Raw genomic sequence first — 20,238 nt, 5'->3', positions numbered from 1 at the left:
TCGGGACATTCCCTATCCCACAGTTGCAACGCCCGGGGCGAGGAAACGGTTCCCGTTCACCTTCTCCGAAATTCCGGTGCGGTCCAGGTAGGGGGTGATGCCGCCGAGGTGGAAGGGGTAGCCCGCGCCCAGCAGCAGGCACAGGTCGACGTCCTCGGGCGCTGCGACGACCCCCTCGTCCAGCATGAGGCGGATCTCCTGGGCCAGTCCCTCGACCGCGCGGGCCAGCACCTGCTCCTCGGTGGACGGCCGGTCGCCGCCGCTGAAGATCTCCACCGCCTCGGGGTCGAGGGTGAGGTCCGGGAGGTAGACGCCGCTCTTGCCGGACTCGACGAACTTCCGGAACCTCTCCGAGACGGGGAACCGCTCGGGGAAGACCGCGTTGAGTGTCTCGTTGACGTGCAGCGCGATCGCCGGACCGACCAGCCCGAGCAGGACGAACGGGCTCATCGGCAGGCCCAGCGGCTGCGCGGCGCGTTCGGCCGTCTCGATCGGGGTGCCCTCCTCCACCGCGCCGACGATCTCGGCGAGCAGGCGCAGCAGGACGCGGTTGACCACGAACGCCGGGGCGTCCTTGACCAGCACGCAGGACTTCTTCAGCTGCTTGCCGACGGCGAAAGCGGTGGCCAACGTCACATCGTCTGTGCGGCCCGCGCGGACGATCTCCAGCAGCGGCAGCACCGCGACCGGGTTGAAGAAGTGGAAGCCGACGACCCGCTCGGGGTGCTCCAGCCCGCTCGCCATCTCGGTGACCGACAGGGACGAGGTGTTGGTCGCCAGCACGCACTCAGGCGAGACGACCGCCTCGACCTCGGCGAACACTCGCTGCTTGACCGACATCTCCTCGAAGACGGCCTCGATGACGAAGTCGGCGTCGGCGAAGGCGTCCTTGGTGAGCGAGCCGGTGATCAGGCTCTTGAGCCGGTTGGCCTTGTCGGCGGTGACCCGCCCCTTGGCCGTCAGCTTGTCGACCTCGCCGCGGGCGTAGGCCACGCCCCGGTCCAGGCGCTCCTGGTCCAGGTCGGTCATGACGACCGGCACCTCGAGGCGCTGGGCGAACAGGAGCGCCAGCTGCCCGGCCATCAGGCCCGCGCCCACCACGCCGACCTTGGAGACCTTGCGGGCCAGCGACTTGTCCGGCGCGCCGGCGGGGCGCTTGGCGCGCTTCTGGGTCAGGTCGAAGGCGTACAGGCCGGCCCGCAGCTCGTCGGACATGATGAGGTCGGCCAGCGCCTCGTCCTCGGCGGCGAAGCCCTCGTCGCGGGTGCGGTCCTTGGCGTGGCGGACCAGTTCCAGCGCGCGGACGGGCGCGGGGGCCGAGCCGTGCAGCCTGCCCTCCAGGACGAATCCGGCCATGTTGACCGCGTCGTCCCACGCCTTGCCCTTGTCGACGGCGGGCCGCTCGACCTTGACGTCCCCGTTGAGGACCCGCGCGGTCCACGCCAGGGACTCCTCGAGGAAGTCGGCGGTGTCGAAGATCGCGTCGGCGATGCCCAGTTCGAAGACCTGCCGCCCCTTGATGGCCCGGTTCTGCGCCAGGGGGTTGTCGATGATGAGCTTGAGCGCCTTCTCCGCGCCGATGAGGTTCGGCAGCAGGTAGGTGCCGCCCCAGCCGGGCACCAGGCCCAGGAACGCCTCGGGCAGGGAGAACGCCGGGACGCCGCGCGAGACCGTGCGGTAGGTGCAGTGCAGGCCTACCTCGACGCCGCCGCCCATGGCCGCGCCGTTGTAGTAGGCGAACGACGGGACCTCCAGCTCGCCGAGCCTGCGGAACACGTCGTGGCCGAGCCTGCCGATCGCCAGCGCCTGCTCGCGGTCCCGGATCAGCGGGATGCCCTTGAGGTCGGCGCCGACGGCGAAGATGAACGGCTTGCCGGTGAGGCCCACGGCCGCGATCTCCCCGGCGGCGGCGCGGGCCGCGACGGCGTCGAGGGCCCTGCCCAGCTCGTTCAGGCCGTTCGGCCCGAAGGTGCTGGGCTTGGTGTGGTCGAATCCGTTGTCCAGCGTGATGAGGGCCAGGGTGCCCGCGCCGCGGGGGAGTTCGACGTCGCGGACGAGGGCCTTGGTGACCACTTCGTCGGCGAAGATCTCGTTGAGGTCGCTCACTTCTCCGCGCCTTCCCAGTTCGGGTTCTCCCAGAGAACGCTGCCGCCCATGCCCATGCCGACGCACATGGTGGTGAGGCCGTAGCGCACCTCGGGGCGCTCGGCGAAGTGGCGGGCGAGCTGGTTCATCAGCCGCACGCCGGAGGAGGCCAGCGGGTGGCCGACGGCGATCGCGCCGCCCCACGGGTTGACCCGCGGGTCCTCCTCGTCGATCTTGAAGTGGTCGAGGAAGGCCAGCACCTGCACGGCGAAGGCCTCGTTGATCTCGAACAGGCCGATGTCCTCGACGGACAGGCCGTTGCGGGCCAGCAGCTTCTCCGTCGCCGGGACGGGGCCGATGCCCATGACCTCGGGCTCGACGCCCGCGAAGGCGAAGTCGATCAGGCGCATCCGGGCCGGAAGGCCCAGCTCCCGCGCCACTTCCTCGGCCATGAGCAGGCAGGCGGTGGCTCCGTCGTTGAGCCCGGCGGCGTTGCCCGCGGTCACGTTGCCCGCGACCCGGAACGGGGTCTTGAGCTTGGCGAGGTCCTCGACGGTGGTGCCCGGGCGCGGCGGCTCGTCGGCCGTGGCCAGGCCCCAGCCCTTGTCCGCCGAGCGGATCGCGGTCGGCACCAGGTCCTGCTGGATCTTCCCCGCGGCGTAGGCGGCGGCGATCTTCTCCTGGGAGCGCACCGCGTAGGCGTCGCAGCGCTCCTTGGTGACCTCCGGGTAGCGGTCGTGCAGGTTCTCCGCGGTCAGGCCCATGACCAGCGCGGACGGGTCCACGATCTTGTCGGTCAGGAACCGCGGGTTGGGGTCGACGCCCTCTCCCATGGGGTGGCGGCCCATGTGCTCGACGCCGCCCGCGATGACCACGTCGTAGGCGCCGAAGGCGACGCCGGAGGCGGTGGTGGTGACCGCGGTCATCGCGCCCGCGCACATGCGGTCGACGGCGTAGCCCGGCACCGACTTGGGCAGCCCGGCCAGCACCGCGGCGGACCGGCCGATGGTCAGGCCCTGGTCGCCGGTCTGGGTGGTGGCGGCGATGGAGACCTCGTCCACCCGCTCGGGCGGCAGGCCCGGGTTGCGCCGGATGAGTTCTCGGATGGCGCGGACGACCAGGTCGTCGGCGCGGGTCTCGGCGTACAGGCCCTTGGGCCCGGCCTTGCCGAACGGCGTGCGTACGCCGTCGACGAACACGACATCACGTGCGATACGGGGCACGATCAGGTCTCCTCTGGCTTCAATGCTCGGATCCGATGAGGCTACCCATCGGTAACAGAGCATGTTACTAGTCAGTAATCACTGACGGGGGCGATGGCCGGACTTCGCCACCCGGACGTAAGAACCCCCGCTCTTTTGGGGTTATGGCCACTTGTGGATCAGGCCACGCGTGGTTACGTTGGCGGAAAGTCGCAGGGAGGGCGCGGTGGTGCACGCGAGGCCTGCTTACCGGCCCGGGCCGGGGCGCCGGCTGGGGCATGCGCTCGATCTCCTCTTCGCGCTGCTCGGATCGGGAATCGTGCGCTTCGCACACCCCGTCCGGACGGTGCGCGCCGTGAACGCCCTGCAGGAGTGGGGCACCACGCTCGGCGGCCTGGTCAAGGCGGCGGCGCTCGCGCAGCCCGGCAAGCACGCGGTCATCGACGACACCGGCTCGCTCACCTACGCCGAGCTCGACGAGCGCACCGACCGGCTCGCGCTCGCCCTGCCGCTGAGCGGGCCCCGGCCCCGGGTCGGCGTCCTGTGCCGCAACCACCGCGGCCTGGTGGAGACGCTCGTGGCCTGCGGCAAGCGCGGAGCCGAGACCATCCTGCTCAACACCGGCTCGGGACCCGGCCAGCTGCGGTCTGTGCTCACCGAGTTCCGGCCCGACCTGCTGGTCTGCGACGCGGAGTTCGCCGCGATGCTGGCGGCCTGTCCGCCCCCGCTGCGCGAGTCCGTCATCTGGGCCGACGAGCCCATGCCCGGCGGCCCGCTGCTGGAGCGGCTCATCGCCGGCACCCCGGCCGCGCGCGTGGAGCCGCCGCGCTCCGACGGCCGGGTCATCATGCTCAGCTCCGGCACCGGAGGCCGGCCCAAGGGCGCCCGCCGCAGGCCCCGCCCGGGAATGGGCCCGCTGGGCTCGATCCTCTCGCGGATCCCGCTGCGCGGCCGGCAGACCTTCGTGGTGGACGCGCCCGTCTTCCACATGTGGGGGTTCTCCGCGCTCCAGCTCGGGCTGGCTCTGCGGGCGACGCTCGTCCTGCACCGCCGGTTCGACCCCGAGCAGACCCTGTCCGAGCTGGGCCGGTGGCGCAGGTGCGCGCTGTTCGCCGTCCCGGTCATGATCCAGCGCATCATGGAGCTGCCGACGGCGGTCCGGGACTCCTACGACACCCGCGGCCTGCGGGTGGTCGCGCTCAGCGGCTCCTCACTGCCCGGAGACCTGGCCCACCGGTTCATGGACGTCTTCGGCGACCGCCTGTACAACGTCTACGGCTCCACCGAGGCGAGCTGGGTGAGCATCGCGGTCCCCAAGGAGCTGCGCGTGAACCCCGCCACCGCCGGCCGCCCGCCGCGCGGCACGTCCGTGGCCGTCGTCGGGAACGCGGGCGAGCGGCTGCCCCGCGCGACCATCGGCCGCGTCTTCTCCGGGAACGAGAACGCCTTCGAGGGCTACACCAGCGGGGACCCCACCGAGGTGTGGGAGGGCCTGATCTTCACCGGCGACCTGGGCCACCTGGACTCCCGGGGCCTGCTGTACGTGGACGGCCGCCACGACGGCATGGTCGTCTCGGGCGGGGAGAACGTGGTGCCCCGCGAGGTCGAGGACGCGCTCGCCCGCCTTCCCGAGGTCCGCGAGGTCGCCGTCAGGGGAGTCGAGGACGCGGAGTACGGGCAGCGCCTCGCCGCCTACATCGTCCTGCGCCCCGGGGCGAGGCTGGCCGAGGAGGACGTCCGCGAGCACGTCCGCCGCCAGATCGCCCGCCACGCGGTGCCCCGGGACGTCCTGTTCATCCCCGAGCTGCCCAGGAACGCCACCGGCAAGATCGTCTACCGCTGGCTGGACGGCCTGCGCTCCGGCAGGGTCCGCACCCCCGAGGGCCGGGTCGCGTTCTGGCCGGAATCCGGGGACCTGGACCTGGACCTGGCCGCGGCGCCCGTCCACGACGGTCCCGACGGGCGTACCGGGACCTGACGGCGGGGACGGGCGAGCCCGGCGGCCTCCGGTCCGGCGAGGACGGGGAGACCGTCCGGTCCTACAGCTCGCCCTTGGTCTCCAGGCGGAGCCAGGACTTGGCCAGGGGGACGGACACGAGGTCGGCCTGCCAGGGTCGGGCGCCCAGGGCGAGGAGGGCGGCCCTGATGGCCTCCGGGTCCGGGGCGGCCGGAGGGGACCAGGAGAGGCGGCGGACCAGGTCGGGCTGGACCAGGTTCTCGCTGGGCAGGACGTGCTCGTCGGCCAGGGCCGCGACGACGGTGCGGGCCGAGGAGAGCCGGGCGGCGGCCTCGGGGTCGCGCTCGGCCCAGCGGTGGGCGGGAGGCGGGCCCTCGCCCGGGAGGTTCTGCTCGGGCAGCGCGGAGTCCGGCAGCTGGCGGCCGCGGGAGACGGCGCGCAGCCACAGCGTGGTGTGGCGGCGGGCGTTCCGGCCCTTGACCGCCGGGATCTCGAACAGCTCGGCCATCGTGCGGGGCTGCCCCAGCGCCATGTCGACGATCGCGCTGTCGGGAAGCACCCGGCCGGGGGAGAGGTCCAGCTCCCGGGCGAGCTTCTCGCGGGCCTCCCACACCTCGCGGACGATGCCCAGGCCCCGCCGGTTGCGCACCTTGTGGATCCCGGACGTGCGCCGCCACGGGTCGACGCGCGGCTGCCGGGGCGGGGCCTCGGCGATGGAGGCGAACTCCTGCAGCGCCCACTCCAGCTTGCCCGCGGTGACCAGCCAGCTCGGCGTACAGGACGTCCCGCAGCTCCACCAGCAACTCGACGTCCAGGGCCGCGTAGCGCAGCCAGTCGGTGGGCAGCGGGCGGGTCGACCAGTCCGCGGCGGAGTGGCCCTTCTCCAAGGTGTAGCCCAGCACCGTCTCGACCATCGCGCCCAGCCCGACCCGGGGATAGCCCAGCAGCCGCCCGGCCAGCTCGGTGTCGAAGAGCGTCTGCGGCACCAGACCCAGCTCCGCCAGGCACGGCAGGTCCTGGTTGGCGGCGTGCAGCACCATCTCGGTGTCGGCCAGCGCCCGGTTCAGATCGTGCAGGTTCGGGCAGGCGACCGGGTCGATCAACGCGCTGCCCGCTCCCCGGCGGCGCAGCTGCACCAGGTAGGCGCGCTGCCCGTAGCGGTATCCCGAGGCACGCTCCGCGTCCACCGCGACCGGCCCGGTGCCCGCGGTGAACGCCGCGACGACCTCGTCGAGCGCGGCGTCGGAGGCGACGACGGGCGGGATTCCCTCCCTGGGTTCCAGCAGTGGTGATGGTGCCGTCCGACCTTCTTCCACTCGGCTACCGTACGTCCTTCAGATCGCGGACTCCGCGCGGGGGGAGCCCGGCCGCCATGCACATCACCTCGGACCAGGCCCGCACATGATCTCTCATGTCCTGCCCGGCAGGGGACCATGATGCCCTGAGTTCCAGTTCCGTGGCGGCGGGTTCGTCCTGCTTGGTACCGAAACTCTCGCTGACCGCCCGGGTGATGGTGCCCGACTCGGCGGACGAGCCCGCCTCGGCCAGGGCCTCGGTGAGCCAGCTCCAGGCGACGCTGCCGATCAGCGGGTCCTCGGCGATCTCCGGCTCCAGCTCGGCCCGCACGTAGGCGACCAGCCGGAACCGGCCGTCCCAGCCGGGGCGGCCCTGGGGGTCGTGCAGCAGGATGAGCCGGCCGACGGCGAGTTCGGTGTCGTCCCTGACGACCGCGGCGGACAGGGCGGCGGAGTGAGGGGCCAGCCGCTGGGGGGCGGGCATCTCCTCGAATTCGAGTTCCGGCCGTTCGGGGTCTCCGTCCAGCACGGACTTGAAGCTCTCGACCGCCCGCTGGAAGGAGGCGGGAGGCTCGTTCGGGGGCGTCATCTGCCGAGAGTAGATCTCGGGCACCCTTGAGGGCGGCGATGCCACGCCGGTGGGACCACTGGGGAATGGAGGCACTTGCGACCTCAGCTCACGTGTACGTCGACGATCTTCGGGGCGTACCCGGTGTTCGCCAGGGATTTACCGCCGGGACCGAAAATGCCAGCAGCACGCGGTTTATCGCGGGATATTGCGCGGCGTGTCCTGAATCTCTGCGAAAGAGGTAAAGGCTCACCCCGGCTCACCGCACCCGCGCGCTCGTGGGAACATGGGGTATGCCCGCTGAAGAGTCCGCGTTCCTCCGCGCCTGCCGCCGCCAGCCGGTACCCCACACCCCTGTCTGGTTCATGCGCCAGGCCGGTCGCTCGCTGCCCGAGTACCTGCGGGTTCGCGAGGGGATCCCGATGCTGGAGGCCTGTGCGACACCCGACCTCATCGTCGAGATCACGCTGCAGCCGGTGCGTCGCTACGCCGTCGACGCGGCGATCTTCTTCAGCGACATCGTGGTCCCGCTGCGCGCCGTGGGCATCGACCTCGACATCAAACCCGGCGTCGGCCCCGTCATCGCCGACCCGATCCGCGACAGGGCGGACATCGCCCGGCTGCGCCCGCTGACGACGGACGACGTCCCCTACGTCACCGAGGCGATCACGAGCCTGGTGTCCGAACTGGGCGACACCCCGCTGATCGGCTTCGCCGGCGCGCCCTTCACCCTGGCGTCCTACCTCATCGAGGGCGGGCCGTCCAAGAACCACGACCGCACCAAGGTCATGATGTACGCCGAGCCCGATCTGTGGCACGCGCTGATGGAGGCGCTGACCCAGATCACCATCGGTTTCCTGCGCACCCAGGTGGACGCCGGAGCCCGCGCGATCCAGCTCTTCGACAGCTGGGTCGGCGCGGTCGCCCCCGACGACTACCGCCGCTACGTCATGCCCTACAGCGAGCGGATCTTCGCCGCGATGGCCGACGTGCCGCGCATCCACTTCGGCGTGGGCACCGGCGAGCTGCTGGGCCTCATGGGCGAGGCCGGCGCCGACGTGGTCGGCGTCGACTGGCGGGTCCCGCTGGACGAGGCCGCCCGCCGGGTCCCGGTCGGCAGGGCGCTGCAGGGCAACCTCGACCCGTCGCTGCTGATGGCCCCCTGGGAGGTCACCCGGGAGCGCGCCCGCGACGTCCTGGAGCGCGGCCGCGCCGCCGAGAGCCACATCTTCAACCTGGGCCACGGCGTGCTCCCGTCCACGGACCCCGACCAGCTCGCCCGCCTGGCCGACTTCGTCCACACCGAGTCCGCCCGCCTCGCCGAGGGCTAGACCGCCTCGCGCTCCACGGCGCGCAGCGTGCCGAGCCCGGCCAGGCGGCCCAGGGCGCGGGCGGTCTCGGCGTCCGCGCCCCGGTAGACCAGGAGCCGCTGGTCGCCGCTGGACAGGGACTCGTAGCGGAGGCGGAGCAGCCCCGCCTCCGGGTGCCTGAGCAGTTCGGAGCCGAAGGGCTCCAGAGACGTGGGCGGCGCCGTCCGGAACTTCTCGGTGAACTCCGCGCCCCGGACGGCGGCGATCTCGTCGACCAGCTCTCGCAGGTGGTGGTCGTGCGGCGGGCTCTCATGCCGGACGGTGAGCAGGCGCGCGTCGGCCACGGACTCCCACTCGGGGTAGGCCTCCCGGGCCCGGGGATCGGTGAAGGTGAAGCGCAGCAGGTTGGGGCGGGGTCCGTCCAGCAGCCCGAGCGGCCCGGCCAGCCGCCCGAACGCCGGGGTGTGGGCCAGGACGTCGCCGATCCGGTTGCACAGCAGGGCCGGCGCGGGCTCCAGGGTCTCCAGGACGGCACGCAGGCCCGTGCGCGCCTCCGCGGTCGGCGGTTCGGCGTTCGGGCAGGACATGAAGGAGTCACCCGCGGCGCTCTTGGCCGAGACCTTCAGGTAGAACCGCTCGTCGTCGTTCAGCAGCAGGGCGTCGGCCAGCGCGTTCAGCACCTGCGCGGAGGGGTTGCGGTCCCGGCCCTGCTCCAGCCGGGTCAGGTACTCCACGCTGACCCCGGCGAGGGTGGCCAGCTCGCTGCGGCGCAGTCCCGGCGTGCGGCGGCGGGGCCCCGAAGGCAGCCCCGCCTGCTCGGGGGTGAGCGACTCCCGGCGGGCGCGCAGGAAGGCGCTGAACTCGATGTCGGGCATGGGGGTGAATCTACCCGCCGGCCCCGGCCCGATCGTGGCCCTGGCGGGGCCAGTCTCGGCGCGGTCTCCCTGGGACCGGGCGGCCGGGGCAGCCTGGAGCCATGACAACGGATCCCATGCGTCTCGCCATCATCGTCAGCAGCGTCCGGGAGGGCCGGTTCGCCCCGGTCGTCGCGGACTGGTTCACCTCTCGGGCCGGTTCGGTCTTCGACCCCGACGTCGTCGACCTCGCCGAGATCGACCTCCCGCTCGCCCTGCCCGCCAAGGGGGGCGAGCCGGCCCCCGCGACGGCCGCCGTCCTGGCCGGGCTCACCCCCCGGCTGGAGCGGGCCGACGCCTTCGTGGTGATCACGCCGGAGTACAACCACAGCTACCCGGCCTCGGTCAAGAACCTGATCGACTGGCACTTCACCCAGTGGCAGGCCAAGCCCGTCGGCTTCGTCTCCTACGGCGGGGTCTCCGGCGGCCTGCGGGCGGTGGAGCACCTCCGCGGGGTCTTCGCGGAGATGCACTCGGTCACCGTCCGCGACCAGGTGAGCTTCGCGAACTACTGGGAGGTCTTCTCCGAGGACGGGCAGCCGGGCGAGGCGGCGGACGCCGCGGCCAAGACCATGCTCGACCAGCTCGACTGGTGGGCCCGGTCGCTGCGGGAGGCCAGGGACAGGCGCCCCTACGCCGCCTGACGGCGGGCGCGGCGCCTGCGGACCAGGAAGCGTCCCAGGAAGAAGAAGGCGATCAGCAGGGGGGAGAAGGGCAGCAGCCACCCGAAACCGGTCAGCAGGCCGGAGACGAAGTCGGTGAGGTCGTCCCAGCCCGCCTTGAGCCCGCCGAGGAAGCCGGAGTCGTCGTCCTCGGCGGGCTCGTCGTCCCGCTCCGAGACGACGACCAGGGTGATCGAGGCCTCCTTGACCCGCTGGGAGAGGCTCTTCTGGCGGGCCTTCAGGGCGTCGAGGTCGGCCTGGCGCTGGTCGAGCTCCTCGGAGACCTGCAGCACCTCGCCGACCGTGTTCGCGCGGGAGAGCAGGGCTCGCAGCCGCTTCAGCGCGGCCTCCGCGGACTCGACCCGGCTGTCGACGTCGGCGATCTGCTCGGTGACGTCCTCGGCGGACTGCTCCAGGGAGACCTTCTTCCCGAGCTGCTTCGTCAGGGCGTCGAGCAGTCCGGAGTACCCGTCCGCGGGGACCTGGAAGTTCAGCCGCGCCGACGGGGGAGCGCCGTAGGTCTGCTCCTTGGCCACGTAGCCGCCCGCGGCCTGGATGAGCTCCTTGGCCTTGGCGGTGGCCGACTCCACCTTCTCCACCCGGACCTTCAGGTTCGCCGTGTAGGCGATGGCCCGCCCCTCGCCGGGCTCACCGGGCTTCTGGGCGGCGGTCGCCGACTTGCTGTTCTCCGGGCCACCCGCTCTGGAGGCTTGGGGGGCCGCCTCGGAGTCCAGGTTGACGGCGGGGCGTTCCTGGGCGGAGGTGCTGTACACGGATCCGGAGTCCGAGGAACCGGAGCAGCCGGTCAGGAGGAGGAGCGCGGCTACGGCGCAGAGGGCTTTTCGCATGACCTTAGGACGGGTCCGGAATGTCTCCGCGTTGCAGCCCGAGGCCCCGAAGACGGCGACGAAAAGGTCACGATCGTGGTGACGCCCATCTCACACTGCGAGATGGCGCCGATGGCCGCGGGGCTCTGCCAAGGTGGAGAGGTGAATGCCAAGCATGTGGTGGTCGTGGGCGGCGGGATCTCCGGGCTCGCCGCGGCGTGGTACCTGCACCGCGAGGGAATGCGGGTGACGGTGCTGGAGGGCTCCCCGTCGGTCGGCGGGAAGCTGCGGACCAGCGAGATCGCCGGACAGCACCTGGACGAGGGCGCGGAGTCGGTGGTCACCCGGCGGCCCGAGGGCCTGGACCTGATCGAGGACTTGGGCCTGTCGGACGAGCTGATCCATCCGGGGGCCGCGGGCTCCTCGGTCTACAGCCACGGCGGGCTGCGGCCGCTGCCCGCGGGGCAGATCATGGGCGTCCCCTCGGACCTGGTGGCGCTCGCCCAGTCCGGGGTGGTCTCCCAGGCGGGAGTCGCCCGCGCCGCCCTCGACCTGGCCAAGCGGCCCACCCCGCGCGGTTCCGACGTCTCGGTCGCCGACTACGTCGCCGACAGGCTGGGCCGCGAGGTCCTCGACCGGCTGGTGGAACCGCTGCTGGGCGGCGTCTACGCCGGCCGGGTCGAGCGGTTGTCCTTCGAGGCGACGCTGCCGCAGTTCGCGCAGGCCGCCCACACCCAGCGCTCGCTGATCATGAGGGCCCGCGAGCTCAAGGAGGCCTCCTCGGCGCAGAGCGGGCCGGTGTTCGCCACCCTGCGCGACGGCATGGGGGCGCTGCCCGTCCTGATGGCCGGGATCCTGGCCAAGGAGGGCGTGAACCTGCGCACCGAGGCGATGGTCCGGGAGCTGGGGCGCACGCCGGAGGGCTGGCGGGTGGTGATGGGCTCCGCCCAGGCCCCCGAGGTGCTGGAAGCCGACGCGGTGGTGCTCGCGGTGCCCGCGAGCCCGGCCGGCAGGCTGCTGTCCGGCACCGTCCCGGCCGCCGCCTCCGAGCTGGCCGGCATCGAGTACGCCAGCATGGCGATCATCTCCCTGGCGTACCACTCGACCGCGTTCCCCTCGTTCCCCAAGGGCACCGGATACCTCGTCCCCTACGTGGAGGGCAGGGACGTCAAGGCCGTCACGTTCAGCTCGGTCAAGTGGCCCGGCCGCCGCGGCCACGACCCGGGGACGGTGCTGGTCCGCGCCTCCATCGGCCGGTTCGGCGAGGAGCACGCGCTGCAGCGCTCCGACGCCGAGCTCAAGGCGGCGGTGATGGCCGAGCTGGCCACCACCTGCGCGGTGAGCGAACTGCCGGTGGACGCCCGGATCACCCGCTGGGGCGGGGCGCTCCCGCAGTACGACGTCGGGCACCTGGACAGGGTCGCGCGCGTCCGCGCGGCCGTGGCGGGGCACCGGGGGCTGGCCGTCTGCGGGGCGGCCTACGATGGGGTCGGCATCCCCGCCTGCATCTCCACGGCGCGGGCGGCGGCCGCTCGCATCATCGATCAGCTGAGAGAAGAAGAACCGTGAGTGACAAGCCGAAGGCCCGAGACCTCAACCAGGTGATCAGGTACACGATGTGGTCGGTGTTCAAGGCCGACCGGCTCCCCGAGGACCGCACGGCCGTCGCCGCCGAGGTCCAGGAGCTGATCGACGGCTACGCCGCCAAGGACGTCACCACGCGGGGTCTGTACGACGTGGCGGGGCTGCGGGCCGACGCCGACTACATGTTCTGGTGGCACGCCGAGGACAGCGACGACCTCCAGGAGGTCTACAGCCGGTTCCGCCGCACCGAGCTCGGCCGCCTGTCCACCCCGGTGTGGTCGAACATGGCGCTGCACCGCCCGGCGGAGTTCAACAAGAGCCACATCCCGGCCTTCCTGGCCGACGAGGAAGTGCGCGACTACGTCTGCGTGTACCCGTTCGTCCGCTCCTACGAGTGGTACCTGCTGGAGGACTCCGAGCGCCGCAGGCTGCTCGCCGAGCACGGCCAGATGGCGCGCGGCTACCCGGACGTGCGGGCCAACACCGTCCCCAGCTTCGCGCTGGGCGACTACGAGTGGCTGCTGGCGTTCGAGGCGAACGAGCTGCACCGCATCGTCGACCTGATGCGCCACCTGCGCGGCTCCGAGACGCGTCGGCACGTCCGTGAGGAGATCCCCTTCTACACGGGTCGTCGCAGGTCCGTCACGGAACTGGTCGAAGCGCTTCCTTAGGGCTTTTCCAGGCGAACAGCGTCGGCGCGGGTCGTTTCGGAAGGGTAGAGTTCCGGGCCGTGACCCGCGCCCCCTCTCGCCATGGAAAGCCGCGTTCCGCCGCGAAACGCTTGCTCGACCGGTTGGTCGACGCCCGCCGCAGGACGCTTCCCGCGCTCGTGCTGGCGGCGGTGGTGCTGGCCGTCGCGGTCTTCGCCGCCTACCGGTGGGCGGGGGACGGCTCCGCCGAGAGCACCGGCGAGCGCAAGCCCTCCGCGCGCGGCTCGGCCGTCCCCACGCTGGCGGTCTCCGACCTCCTGTCGGAGGAGGGCGACCCCGAGGCCGATCCGCACGCCGAGGCCCGGCTGCGCGAGAAGGCGCCGGAGCACCTGGAGTCGGTCCGCTGGAGCGGGGACTTCCTGCGGGTCTATACCGACCTGGATGAAGGCGACATCGAACATCCCGCCGCGCGTGAACTGTGCGAGATCGCGGTGAGATATCTGAAGGACACCTATACCGACACCTACAAGGACGACGATCCGGTGGTCTTCGTCCACGCCGAGCGCAGCGGCAACGGCCATGTGGTGCTGGTGAACAGCGTCACCGGCCCCTGCCGCCCGGTCGAGACGAGATAGGGCGTCAGGCGCGGCCGAAGGTGCGGTGCAGCCAGGTGCGTTTGGGTCCGTGGACGACGCGGGCGACGCGGCGCCCCACGAACAGGTAGGCCAGCAGCACGCCCGCCGTGTTCAGGATGATGTCGTCGACGTCGAAGGTGCGTCCGCTGACGGTCGTGCCCTGGACCGCCTCGATGGCCAGCGAGACCAGCGCCGCCAGGATCGTCAGCCGCAGCGCCCCGCGCATCCGCCGCGAGGCCATCGGCAGCAGCACTCCCATCGGGGCCAGGAGCAGGAGGTTGCCGCCGATGGCGATGGCGGCCTCCTTGACGTTGGGCCGGTCGAGGTAGAACCTCAGGGTCTTGCCCGGTTCGGTGTTCCCGACGGCCCAGCCACGGGGGTCGGGGACCGGTGTGAGGGTGAAGACGTAGGCCCAGTACGCGAAGACGGCCAGTGCCGCCAGCGCGACGAGGATCGCCGCCACCCTGACCAGTCGTCGTCCCCAGCCCGGTCCGCCCGAGACCGGGCTGGTCTCTTCTGCTTTCGTAGTCACGCTGCCTCCCGAGCGCCTATGCCCGGGGTCTTCGCCATATAAGCGAAACAGCAACAGTTGAGGGATGTTGAGGGGTTTGTCAGGTCTCCTCGAGACGGAGGGAGACGCTGTTGATGCAGTATCTGTCGTCCGTGGGTGTGGCGTATCCCTCACCGTGGAAGACGTGCCCCAGGTGCGACTCGCAGCGCGCGCAGAGCACCTCCACCCGCCGCATGCCCAGCGAGACGTCCTCCCGCAGGATCACCGCGTCGGACTCGCCGGGCTCGTAGAAGGACGGCCAGCCGCAGTGCGATTCGAACTTGGCCTGCGAGCGGAACAGCTCGGCGCCGCACGCCCGGCAGTGGTAGACGCCTTCGGTCTTGGTGTCGGTGTACTCGCCGGTGAAGGGACGCTCCGTGCCGGCCTGCCGCAGCACCTGGAACTCCTCGGGCTTGAGGATGGCCCGCCACTCGTCCTCGGTCTTCCGGATCTTCTCCATGCCTTCACGGTACTTCGCCCCGAGGGCGGCTCGTAGCGGTCGCGGCGACCCCGCGACAGAGGTCGGGTGGCATTTTCGGACATCCGTAACCCACTGATTGTCCTGTCCTCACGCTGGGTAAGGGGCGAATCAGGAAACCTCTGGGGGCGAGTCGGATGGCCAAGACGACCAGCAGCACGACCAAGGGCAAGAGCACGACCAGGAGCACCGGCACGGGCCGCGCGGGCACCCGGACGACCGGGCGCACGACGGGCAAGGCCGGGGGGAGGACGGCTGCCAAGCCGGGCACCAGGGCCCGGGCCGCCTCGGTCTCGGGCACCGCCACCGCCACGGTGCGCAGGCGCGCGGCCCAGGGAGCCGAAGAGACCGCCGGCACCGCCCGCCGGACCACCGCCAAGACGGCCGGCACCGCCCGCCGGGCCGGCACGCGGACGGCGGGAACCGCCACCCGGGCCGCCGGTGAGACGGCGAGTACCGCTCGTCGGGCCACCGCCAGGACGGCGGGCACCGCTCGCCGGGCCGCTGCTGAGACGGCCGGCACCGCCCGCCGGGCCACCGCGCGGACGGCCGGTACCGCCACCCGGGCCGCCGGTGAGACGGCGAGTACCGCTCGTCGGGCCACCGCCAGGACGGCGGGCACCGCCCGTCAGGCCGCTGCTGAGACGGCCGATACCGCTACCCGGGCCGCAGGCGAGACGGTCGGTACCGCTCGCCGGGCCGCCGGTGAGACGGTGGCCGCCGCCCGCAGGGCCGCCACGGGGAAGAAGCCCGCCCGCAGGGGTTCCGGTCAGCGGAACTCCGGGATCAGCGTGCCGGTGCTGACGCCCCGGCTCTCGGTCCACCGGGTGCAGATCCCCACGTTCGGGGTCGCCGAACTGGGCGGCGGCCTGGTCGCCGCGGCGAGCCGGTCGGTGGCCGGGCACATGCCGTCCAGGGAACGGCTCGGCTACTACGCGGGGCTGGGCGCGCTGGCCGCGGTCGGCGTGATCGAGTGGCCGGTCGCCGCCGTGATCGGCGTCGGCATGGCCGTCGCCCGCCGCACCGCCTCCGAAGACCGTGCCCGGCACCGCCCCGTGACCCGTTCCGTGGCCACCCGCCCGCGCGCCGCCGAATCGAAGGGCTGAGAGCAGCCGACATGGTGTTCCGCCGCATCCTCGACACCGCCTCCCGAATGCTGCCGGCGGTCACCGGCGCACGCCTGGGAAGGAGGATCCACCGCGTACCGGGCCGGGCCGAGATCGCGATCCGCGGCGCGCACCTGCCCGAGGCCCAGGACATGGTCGCCCACCTCGAAGCCAGGCTGAACCGGATCAAGGGGGTCCACCGGGCCGAGGTCAACGCCGTACTGGGAACGGTGATGCTCTTCCTCGACGACGACGAGGAGTCGCTGGACGACGATGTGCTCGAGGCGGTGGAGGAGGCCGAGTCCCGCTACGGCCGGGAGAACGACGACTTCGCCGAGATGCCGCGGCCGGGTGACGAACGGGCGATGGCGGTCGAGGCCCTGCTCGCCGGGACCGCCTTCGCGGGATCCGGGCTGGCGCTGGTGGCCGGGTTCACCGGGTTGCCGCGGTTGTCTCCGCTCCTGCCCACCGTCCTGGCACTGGCCGACACGATGCCCCAGGCCCGTTCACTGCTGAACCGCGTGGTCGGGGAGACCTCCGTCGACGCGGTGACCACCGCGGGCGGCCTGCTCGCCCAGTCCCTGGCCCAGCAGCCCCTCGGGCTCGCCGTGGAGGGAGTGCAGCGGCTGGTCCGGCTCGGCGGGGCCTACACCCAGTGGAGGACGTGGACCAGGGAGTTCGGGGAGCTCGACGCGCTGCCGGGCGCCCACCGGGTCGAGGCCCACGCGCGGGCCCCGCGTCCGGTGCCGCTGCCGCCGGGGCCCATCGAGAGGCTCGCCGGCCGCATCCCCTACGGGCTGCTCCTGGCGGGCGGGACGTGGGCCGCGACCCGCAGCCCGTTCCGGGCGGAGGGGGTGCTGCACTCGCTGCTGCCCAAGCCCGCGTTCGCCTGCCGTGACGCGTTCGCCGTGCACCTCGCCCGTGTCGCCGCCTACCGGAACATCCCGGTCGCCGATCCCGCGGTGCTGCGCAGGCTGGACCGGGTGGACACCGTCGTCGTCGACGGCGCGGCCCTGCGCACCGGCGAGTACGCACTGGAGGAGATCATCCCCTTGGGAGAGATCCTGGCGGAGGGCCAGGACCTGGAGACCCTGGACGAGCGGGCCCGCGGGCTGCTCGACTGGCGGCGCCCTCGGGCCAGGCGGAGCGGTGACGGCTGGTCGGTGGCCCCGCTGCGGGCCGCGGATGTGGAGCGGGAGGTCACTGGCCGGGCGCGGGCGTGCGCCGCACGCGGCTGCGTGCTGGTCTCCCTGCTCAAGGAGGGCGAGCCGGTCGCGGTCCTGGCGCTGGCCGAGGAGCTCGACCACTTCAGCGAGGTGTTCGTCGCGGCGGCCCGCAGGATCGGCGAGGTCCACCTGGCCGGGCGGTCCCGGGGGCTGGAGCGGCGGGTGCCGGCGAACGGGAGGCTGCCCGGCTCCGACCTGACCGCCTCGGTCCGCTCCCTCCAGGCCGAGGGCAGGGGGGTGCTGCTGGTCTCCCGGCACCACGGCGAGGCGCTGGCGGCCGCGGACGTCGGAGTCGGCCTGCTGGACCAGGCGGGCCTCCCGCCGTGGGGCGCGCACCTCTTCTGCCGGCTGGACGGCGCGGTCCTGATCACCGACGCGGTCCTGGCGGCACGCGCCGCCAGCCGGCGCGGCGTGCGGATCGCGATGATCGGCGCGGCCACCGCGGCGACCGCGGCGCTGACCGCCCGGCAGGGCGCCGCCTTCTCCCGGTCCCGGCTGGTCGTGGACTTCACCAGGCTGGTCGCGATGGGCACCGGGCTCTGGACCGCGACCCAGCTCTCGCGGGAACCCGCGCCCCGGCCCCTGGACCGCACCCCCTGGCACGCCTGGCCGGTCGCCGCAGTCCTGGAGCGGCTGGGCTCGTCCCGGGAGGGGCTGCCCGAGCGCGAGGCGCAGGACAGGCGCGCCGCGACCGGCGAGGAGGAGCGGCCCGCCGCGGTCGGCCTCGTGCGGCGCACCATCCAGGAGCTCGACAACCCGCTCACGCCCGCCCTGGCGACCGGCGCGAGCGTCTCGGCCGTGATCGGCTCGGCGGTGGACGCCGGGCTGATCGGCGCGGTGCTCGGGCTCAGCGCGGTGATGTCGGGCTTCCAGCGGGTCGCCGCCGACCGCGCCGTGCGCAGGCTGGTCGAGCAGGTCACGGTCCCGGTGCGGCTGCGCAGGTCGGGCGGGGAGCTGGCGGCCACCGCCGAGCAGCTCGTCCCGGGTGATGTGATCATGCTGGCGGCCGGGGACATGGTGCCGGCCGACTGCCGGGTGGTGTGGGCTGTGGGCCTGGAGGCCGACGAGGCGAGCCTCACCGGGGAGTCGCAGCTGGTCGGCAAGACCGCCGAGCCGACGATGGCCGGGATGGTGGCCGAACGCTCCTCCATGCTCTACCGGGGCACCAACGTCGCCGCCGGGGAGGCGGTCGGAGTGGTGGTGGCCACCGGGTCCGACACGGAGGCCGACCGGACCCTCACCCTGGTCACCGGCGCCTCCCGGCCGAGCGGGGTGGAGACGCGGCTGGAGCAGCTCACCAAGGTGACGCTGCCGACCTCGCTGGGCGCGGGCGGGGTGCTGCTGGGCTCGGGGCTGCTGCGCGGGCGGGGGCTGAGCGGGGTGCTGAGCTCGGCGATCGGGCTGGCCGTGGCGGCGGTGCCCGAGGGGCTGCCCTTCGTGGCGACGGTCGCCGAACTGGCGACCGCCCGGCGGCTGTCCCGCCAGGGCGCGCTCGTCCGCAGCCCCGTCACGATCGAGGCGCTCGGCCGGGTCGACGTGCTGTGCTTCGACAAGACCGGCACCCTGACCGAGGGGCGCCTGCGGCTCGGCATGGTCTCCGACGGCAGGACGAGCAGCCCCGTGGACGAGCTGACGCCGCGGCTGCGCTCGGTCGTGTCGGCGGCGCTGCGGGCCACGCCCGAGGGAAGGCGGCTGGCGCACCCGACGGACCGCGCGGTGTCGGGCGCGGCCGGACGGCTGAGCGTCGACCGGCATCTGGACCTGGGACGCTGGCGGCGCACCGAGGAACTGCCCTTCGAACCGGCCCGCGGCTACCACGCCGTGCTGGGAGAGGGGGACGACGGGGCTCGGCTCAGCGTCAAGGGCTCGCCGGAGGTGGTGCTGGAGGCGTGCGCGTTCTGGGCCCCGGAGGGCGTGCCGGAGCCGATCGACGACCTGGCGCGCAAGGCCCTGGTCCGCGAGGTGGAGCGGCTGGCGGGGCTCGGGCACCGGGTGCTGGCCGTGGCCGAGGGGCTCGATCCCCGGGGTCCCGCGCTGCGGGACCTGTGCTTCCTGGGCCTGCTGGGACTGGCCGATCCGGTGCGCCCCACCGCGGCGCGGGCCGTCGGTCGGCTCATGGAGGCGGGGATCCGGGTGTGCATGATCACCGGAGACCACCCGATCACCGCCACCGCGATCGCCGCCGAGCTCGACCTGCTCGACGGTGCCGACGGGCAGGACGGCCATGTGATGACGGGCCTGGAACTCGAGGCCCTCGACGACGAGACGCTGGCGGGGCGGCTGGCGGAGGTGCACGTCTACGCCAGGATGAGCCCGGCGCAGAAGGTCAGGATCGTGGAGGCGCTGCACCGGGCAGGGCACGTCGTGGCGGTGACGGGGGACGGCGCCAACGACGCCCCCGCCATCCGGCTGGCCGACGTGGGGATCGCGCTGGGCACTCGGGCGACCCCGGCGGCCCGCGACACCGCCGACATCGTGATCGCCGACGACCGGATCGAGACGATCGTGGCGGCCATCGCGCAGTGCCGCGGGATGTGGAAGTCCACCCGCGACGCGCTGGCCGTCCTGCTGGGCGGCAACCTGGGCGAGATCGCCTTCACCGCCGGATCCGGGCTCCTGCTGGGGGAAAGCCCGCTCAACGTGCGCCAGCTGCTCCTGGTGAACCTCTTCACCGACCTGCTGCCCGCCATGGCGCTGGCGGTGCGCGAGCCGGGGGAGACGGCGGAGGAGGCGCTGCTGGCGGAGGGGCCGGAGGCGTCCTTGGGCGAGGTGCTGAACCGGAGCATCGCCGCCCGGGCCGTCACGACGGCGCTGAGCGCCCAGACGGCCTGGTTCCTGTCCCGGCTCTGGGGCACCCGGGGGCAGACCGACACCACGGCCCTGGTGGCGCTGGTGGCGGCCCAGCTCATCCAGACGCTGATCGCGGGCGGCCGCAGCCGGCTGGTGCTGGCGGCGTCCCTGGGCTCGCTGGCGGCGCTGGCGGTGGTGGTGCAGACGCCGGGCCTGAGCAGGCTGTTCGGCTGCCGTCCGCTCGGTCCGCACGGCTGGCTGATCGCCATGGGCAGCGCGGCGGGGCTTTCACTGGCGGGCGCCGTCACCGAAAGGTTCTGGAAGGTTCACCTGGGCGACATCTTCCCGACTGTCCTCGGAGGAGACAAAGAGGTATAAAAAGGATAAACGGACATCCTG

General features: G+C 72.9%; 15 protein-coding genes and 1 pseudogene. 8 read left to right on the top strand and 8 right to left on the bottom strand.

The features are described 5' to 3' along the window. Positions 1–12 precede the first annotated feature (12 nt). A complete protein-coding gene (locus ABD327_RS17635) occupies positions 13–2,106 on the bottom strand; it encodes a 3-hydroxyacyl-CoA dehydrogenase NAD-binding domain-containing protein (protein WP_344451499.1) in 2,094 nt (697 codons plus the stop codon). Beyond that, positions 2,103–3,308, bottom strand: a complete 1,206-nt coding sequence (locus tag ABD327_RS17630) for a thiolase family protein (RefSeq protein WP_344451498.1) — start codon at positions 3,306–3,308, stop codon at positions 2,103–2,105. Before ABD327_RS17630 ends, ABD327_RS17635 begins: the two co-directional genes overlap by 4 nt. Positions 3,309–3,513: 205 nt before the next feature. Between ABD327_RS17630 and ABD327_RS17625 the strand changes: the two genes are divergently transcribed. Continuing rightward, positions 3,514–5,265 carry an AMP-binding protein gene (locus ABD327_RS17625; RefSeq protein WP_344451497.1) on the top strand — a complete coding sequence of 584 codons (1,752 nt, stop codon included), beginning with the start codon at positions 3,514–3,516 and terminating at the stop codon, positions 5,263–5,265. Positions 5,266–5,326: 61 nt separating this feature from the next. Here the strand turns inward: ABD327_RS17625 and ABD327_RS17620 are convergent. Together ABD327_RS17620 and ABD327_RS17615 are read right to left on the bottom strand one after the other, a co-directional pair. After that, positions 5,327–6,560, bottom strand: a pseudogene (locus ABD327_RS17620) (ribonuclease D). 4 nt (positions 6,561–6,564) lie between these two features. Continuing rightward, complete coding sequence (locus tag ABD327_RS17615; RefSeq protein WP_344451496.1) at positions 6,565–7,128, bottom strand: DUF3000 domain-containing protein; 564 nt, start codon at positions 7,126–7,128, stop codon at positions 6,565–6,567. A gap of 272 nt (positions 7,129–7,400) precedes the next feature. Here ABD327_RS17615 and hemE point away from each other — a divergent pair, with 272 nt between their 5' ends. Continuing rightward, a complete protein-coding gene (gene hemE / locus ABD327_RS17610) occupies positions 7,401–8,438 on the top strand; it encodes a uroporphyrinogen decarboxylase (protein ID WP_344451495.1) in 1,038 nt (345 codons plus the stop codon). Here the strand turns inward: hemE and ABD327_RS17605 are convergent. Further along, positions 8,435–9,292, bottom strand: coding sequence for a helix-turn-helix domain-containing protein (locus ABD327_RS17605; RefSeq protein ID WP_344451494.1), 858 nt, complete (start codon positions 9,290–9,292; stop codon positions 8,435–8,437). The genes hemE and ABD327_RS17605 overlap by 4 nt on opposite strands. Before the next feature lie 101 nt (positions 9,293–9,393). Here ABD327_RS17605 and ABD327_RS17600 point away from each other — a divergent pair, with 101 nt between their 5' ends. After that, positions 9,394–9,975, top strand: a complete 582-nt coding sequence (locus tag ABD327_RS17600) for an NADPH-dependent FMN reductase (RefSeq protein ID WP_344451493.1) — start codon at positions 9,394–9,396, stop codon at positions 9,973–9,975. Here ABD327_RS17600 and ABD327_RS17595 read toward each other — a convergent pair. After that, positions 9,963–10,841: a DUF4349 domain-containing protein gene (locus ABD327_RS17595; RefSeq protein ID WP_344451492.1), complete on the bottom strand. Its 879-nt coding sequence runs from the start codon at positions 10,839–10,841 to the stop codon at positions 9,963–9,965. The genes ABD327_RS17600 and ABD327_RS17595 overlap by 13 nt on opposite strands. Before the next feature lie 141 nt (positions 10,842–10,982). Here ABD327_RS17595 and hemG point away from each other — a divergent pair, with 141 nt between their 5' ends. The 3 genes from hemG to ABD327_RS17580 all read left to right on the top strand — a co-directional run bounded on the left by hemG (position 10,983) and on the right by ABD327_RS17580 (position 13,689). After that, entirely contained in the window at positions 10,983–12,389 is a 1,407-nt protein-coding gene (gene hemG, locus ABD327_RS17590) for a protoporphyrinogen oxidase (protein ID WP_344451491.1), read from the top strand. Between the two features lie 47 nt (positions 12,390–12,436). After that, positions 12,437–13,075 carry a hydrogen peroxide-dependent heme synthase gene (gene hemQ, locus ABD327_RS17585; protein ID WP_344451594.1) on the top strand — a complete coding sequence of 213 codons (639 nt, stop codon included), beginning with the start codon at positions 12,437–12,439 and terminating at the stop codon, positions 13,073–13,075. Positions 13,076–13,197: 122 nt separating this feature from the next. Continuing rightward, on the top strand, positions 13,198–13,689 hold the full coding sequence (locus ABD327_RS17580; RefSeq protein WP_344451490.1) for a hypothetical protein: 492 nt from the start codon (positions 13,198–13,200) through the stop codon (positions 13,687–13,689). Positions 13,690–13,693: 4 nt separating this feature from the next. Here the strand turns inward: ABD327_RS17580 and ABD327_RS17575 are convergent, their stop codons facing one another. Together ABD327_RS17575 and msrB are read right to left on the bottom strand one after the other, a co-directional pair. Beyond that, entirely contained in the window at positions 13,694–14,221 is a 528-nt protein-coding gene (locus tag ABD327_RS17575; RefSeq protein ID WP_344451489.1) for a VanZ family protein, read from the bottom strand. A gap of 79 nt (positions 14,222–14,300) precedes the next feature. Further along, entirely contained in the window at positions 14,301–14,699 is a 399-nt protein-coding gene (gene msrB / locus ABD327_RS17570; RefSeq protein ID WP_344451488.1) for a peptide-methionine (R)-S-oxide reductase MsrB, read from the bottom strand. A 155-nt stretch (positions 14,700–14,854) separates the two neighbouring features. Here msrB and ABD327_RS17565 point away from each other — a divergent pair, with 155 nt between their 5' ends. Together ABD327_RS17565 and ABD327_RS17560 are read left to right on the top strand one after the other, a co-directional pair. After that, on the top strand, positions 14,855–15,823 hold the full coding sequence (locus ABD327_RS17565) for a hypothetical protein (protein ID WP_344451487.1): 969 nt from the start codon (positions 14,855–14,857) through the stop codon (positions 15,821–15,823). An 11-nt stretch (positions 15,824–15,834) separates the two neighbouring features. Further along, complete coding sequence (locus ABD327_RS17560; protein ID WP_344451486.1) at positions 15,835–20,217, top strand: cation-translocating P-type ATPase; 4,383 nt, start codon at positions 15,835–15,837, stop codon at positions 20,215–20,217. The last annotated feature ends 21 nt before the right edge of the window (positions 20,218–20,238 follow it).

Origin of the sequence: Actinocorallia aurantiaca, assembly GCF_039533685.1 — a bacterium.
In the GTDB taxonomy this organism is placed as follows: Bacteria; Actinomycetota; Actinomycetes; order Streptosporangiales; family Streptosporangiaceae; genus Actinocorallia; species Actinocorallia aurantiaca.
Note: the sequence above shows the minus strand (reverse complement) of the source record. Positions and strands in the feature narration are given on the sequence as shown.

Bases quoted from the DNA above. Each gene is read 5' to 3' on its own strand.
- ABD327_RS17560 (WP_344451486.1), top strand. From the start codon at position 15,835: ATGGTGTTCCGCCGCATCCTCGACACCGCCTCCCGAATGCTGCCGGCG.
- hemQ (WP_344451594.1), top strand. From the start codon at position 12,437: ATGTGGTCGGTGTTCAAGGCCGACCGGCTCCCCGAGGACCGCACGGCC.
- ABD327_RS17595 (WP_344451492.1), bottom strand. From the start codon at position 10,841: ATGCGAAAAGCCCTCTGCGCCGTAGCCGCGCTCCTCCTCCTGACCGGC.
- msrB (WP_344451488.1), bottom strand. From the start codon at position 14,699: ATGGAGAAGATCCGGAAGACCGAGGACGAGTGGCGGGCCATCCTCAAG.
- ABD327_RS17605 (WP_344451494.1), bottom strand. From the start codon at position 9,292: ATGCCCGACATCGAGTTCAGCGCCTTCCTGCGCGCCCGCCGGGAGTCG.
- ABD327_RS17600 (WP_344451493.1), top strand. From the start codon at position 9,394: ATGACAACGGATCCCATGCGTCTCGCCATCATCGTCAGCAGCGTCCGG.
- hemE (WP_344451495.1), top strand. From the start codon at position 7,401: ATGCCCGCTGAAGAGTCCGCGTTCCTCCGCGCCTGCCGCCGCCAGCCG.
- ABD327_RS17615 (WP_344451496.1), bottom strand. From the start codon at position 7,128: ATGACGCCCCCGAACGAGCCTCCCGCCTCCTTCCAGCGGGCGGTCGAG.
- ABD327_RS17565 (WP_344451487.1), top strand. From the start codon at position 14,855: ATGGCCAAGACGACCAGCAGCACGACCAAGGGCAAGAGCACGACCAGG.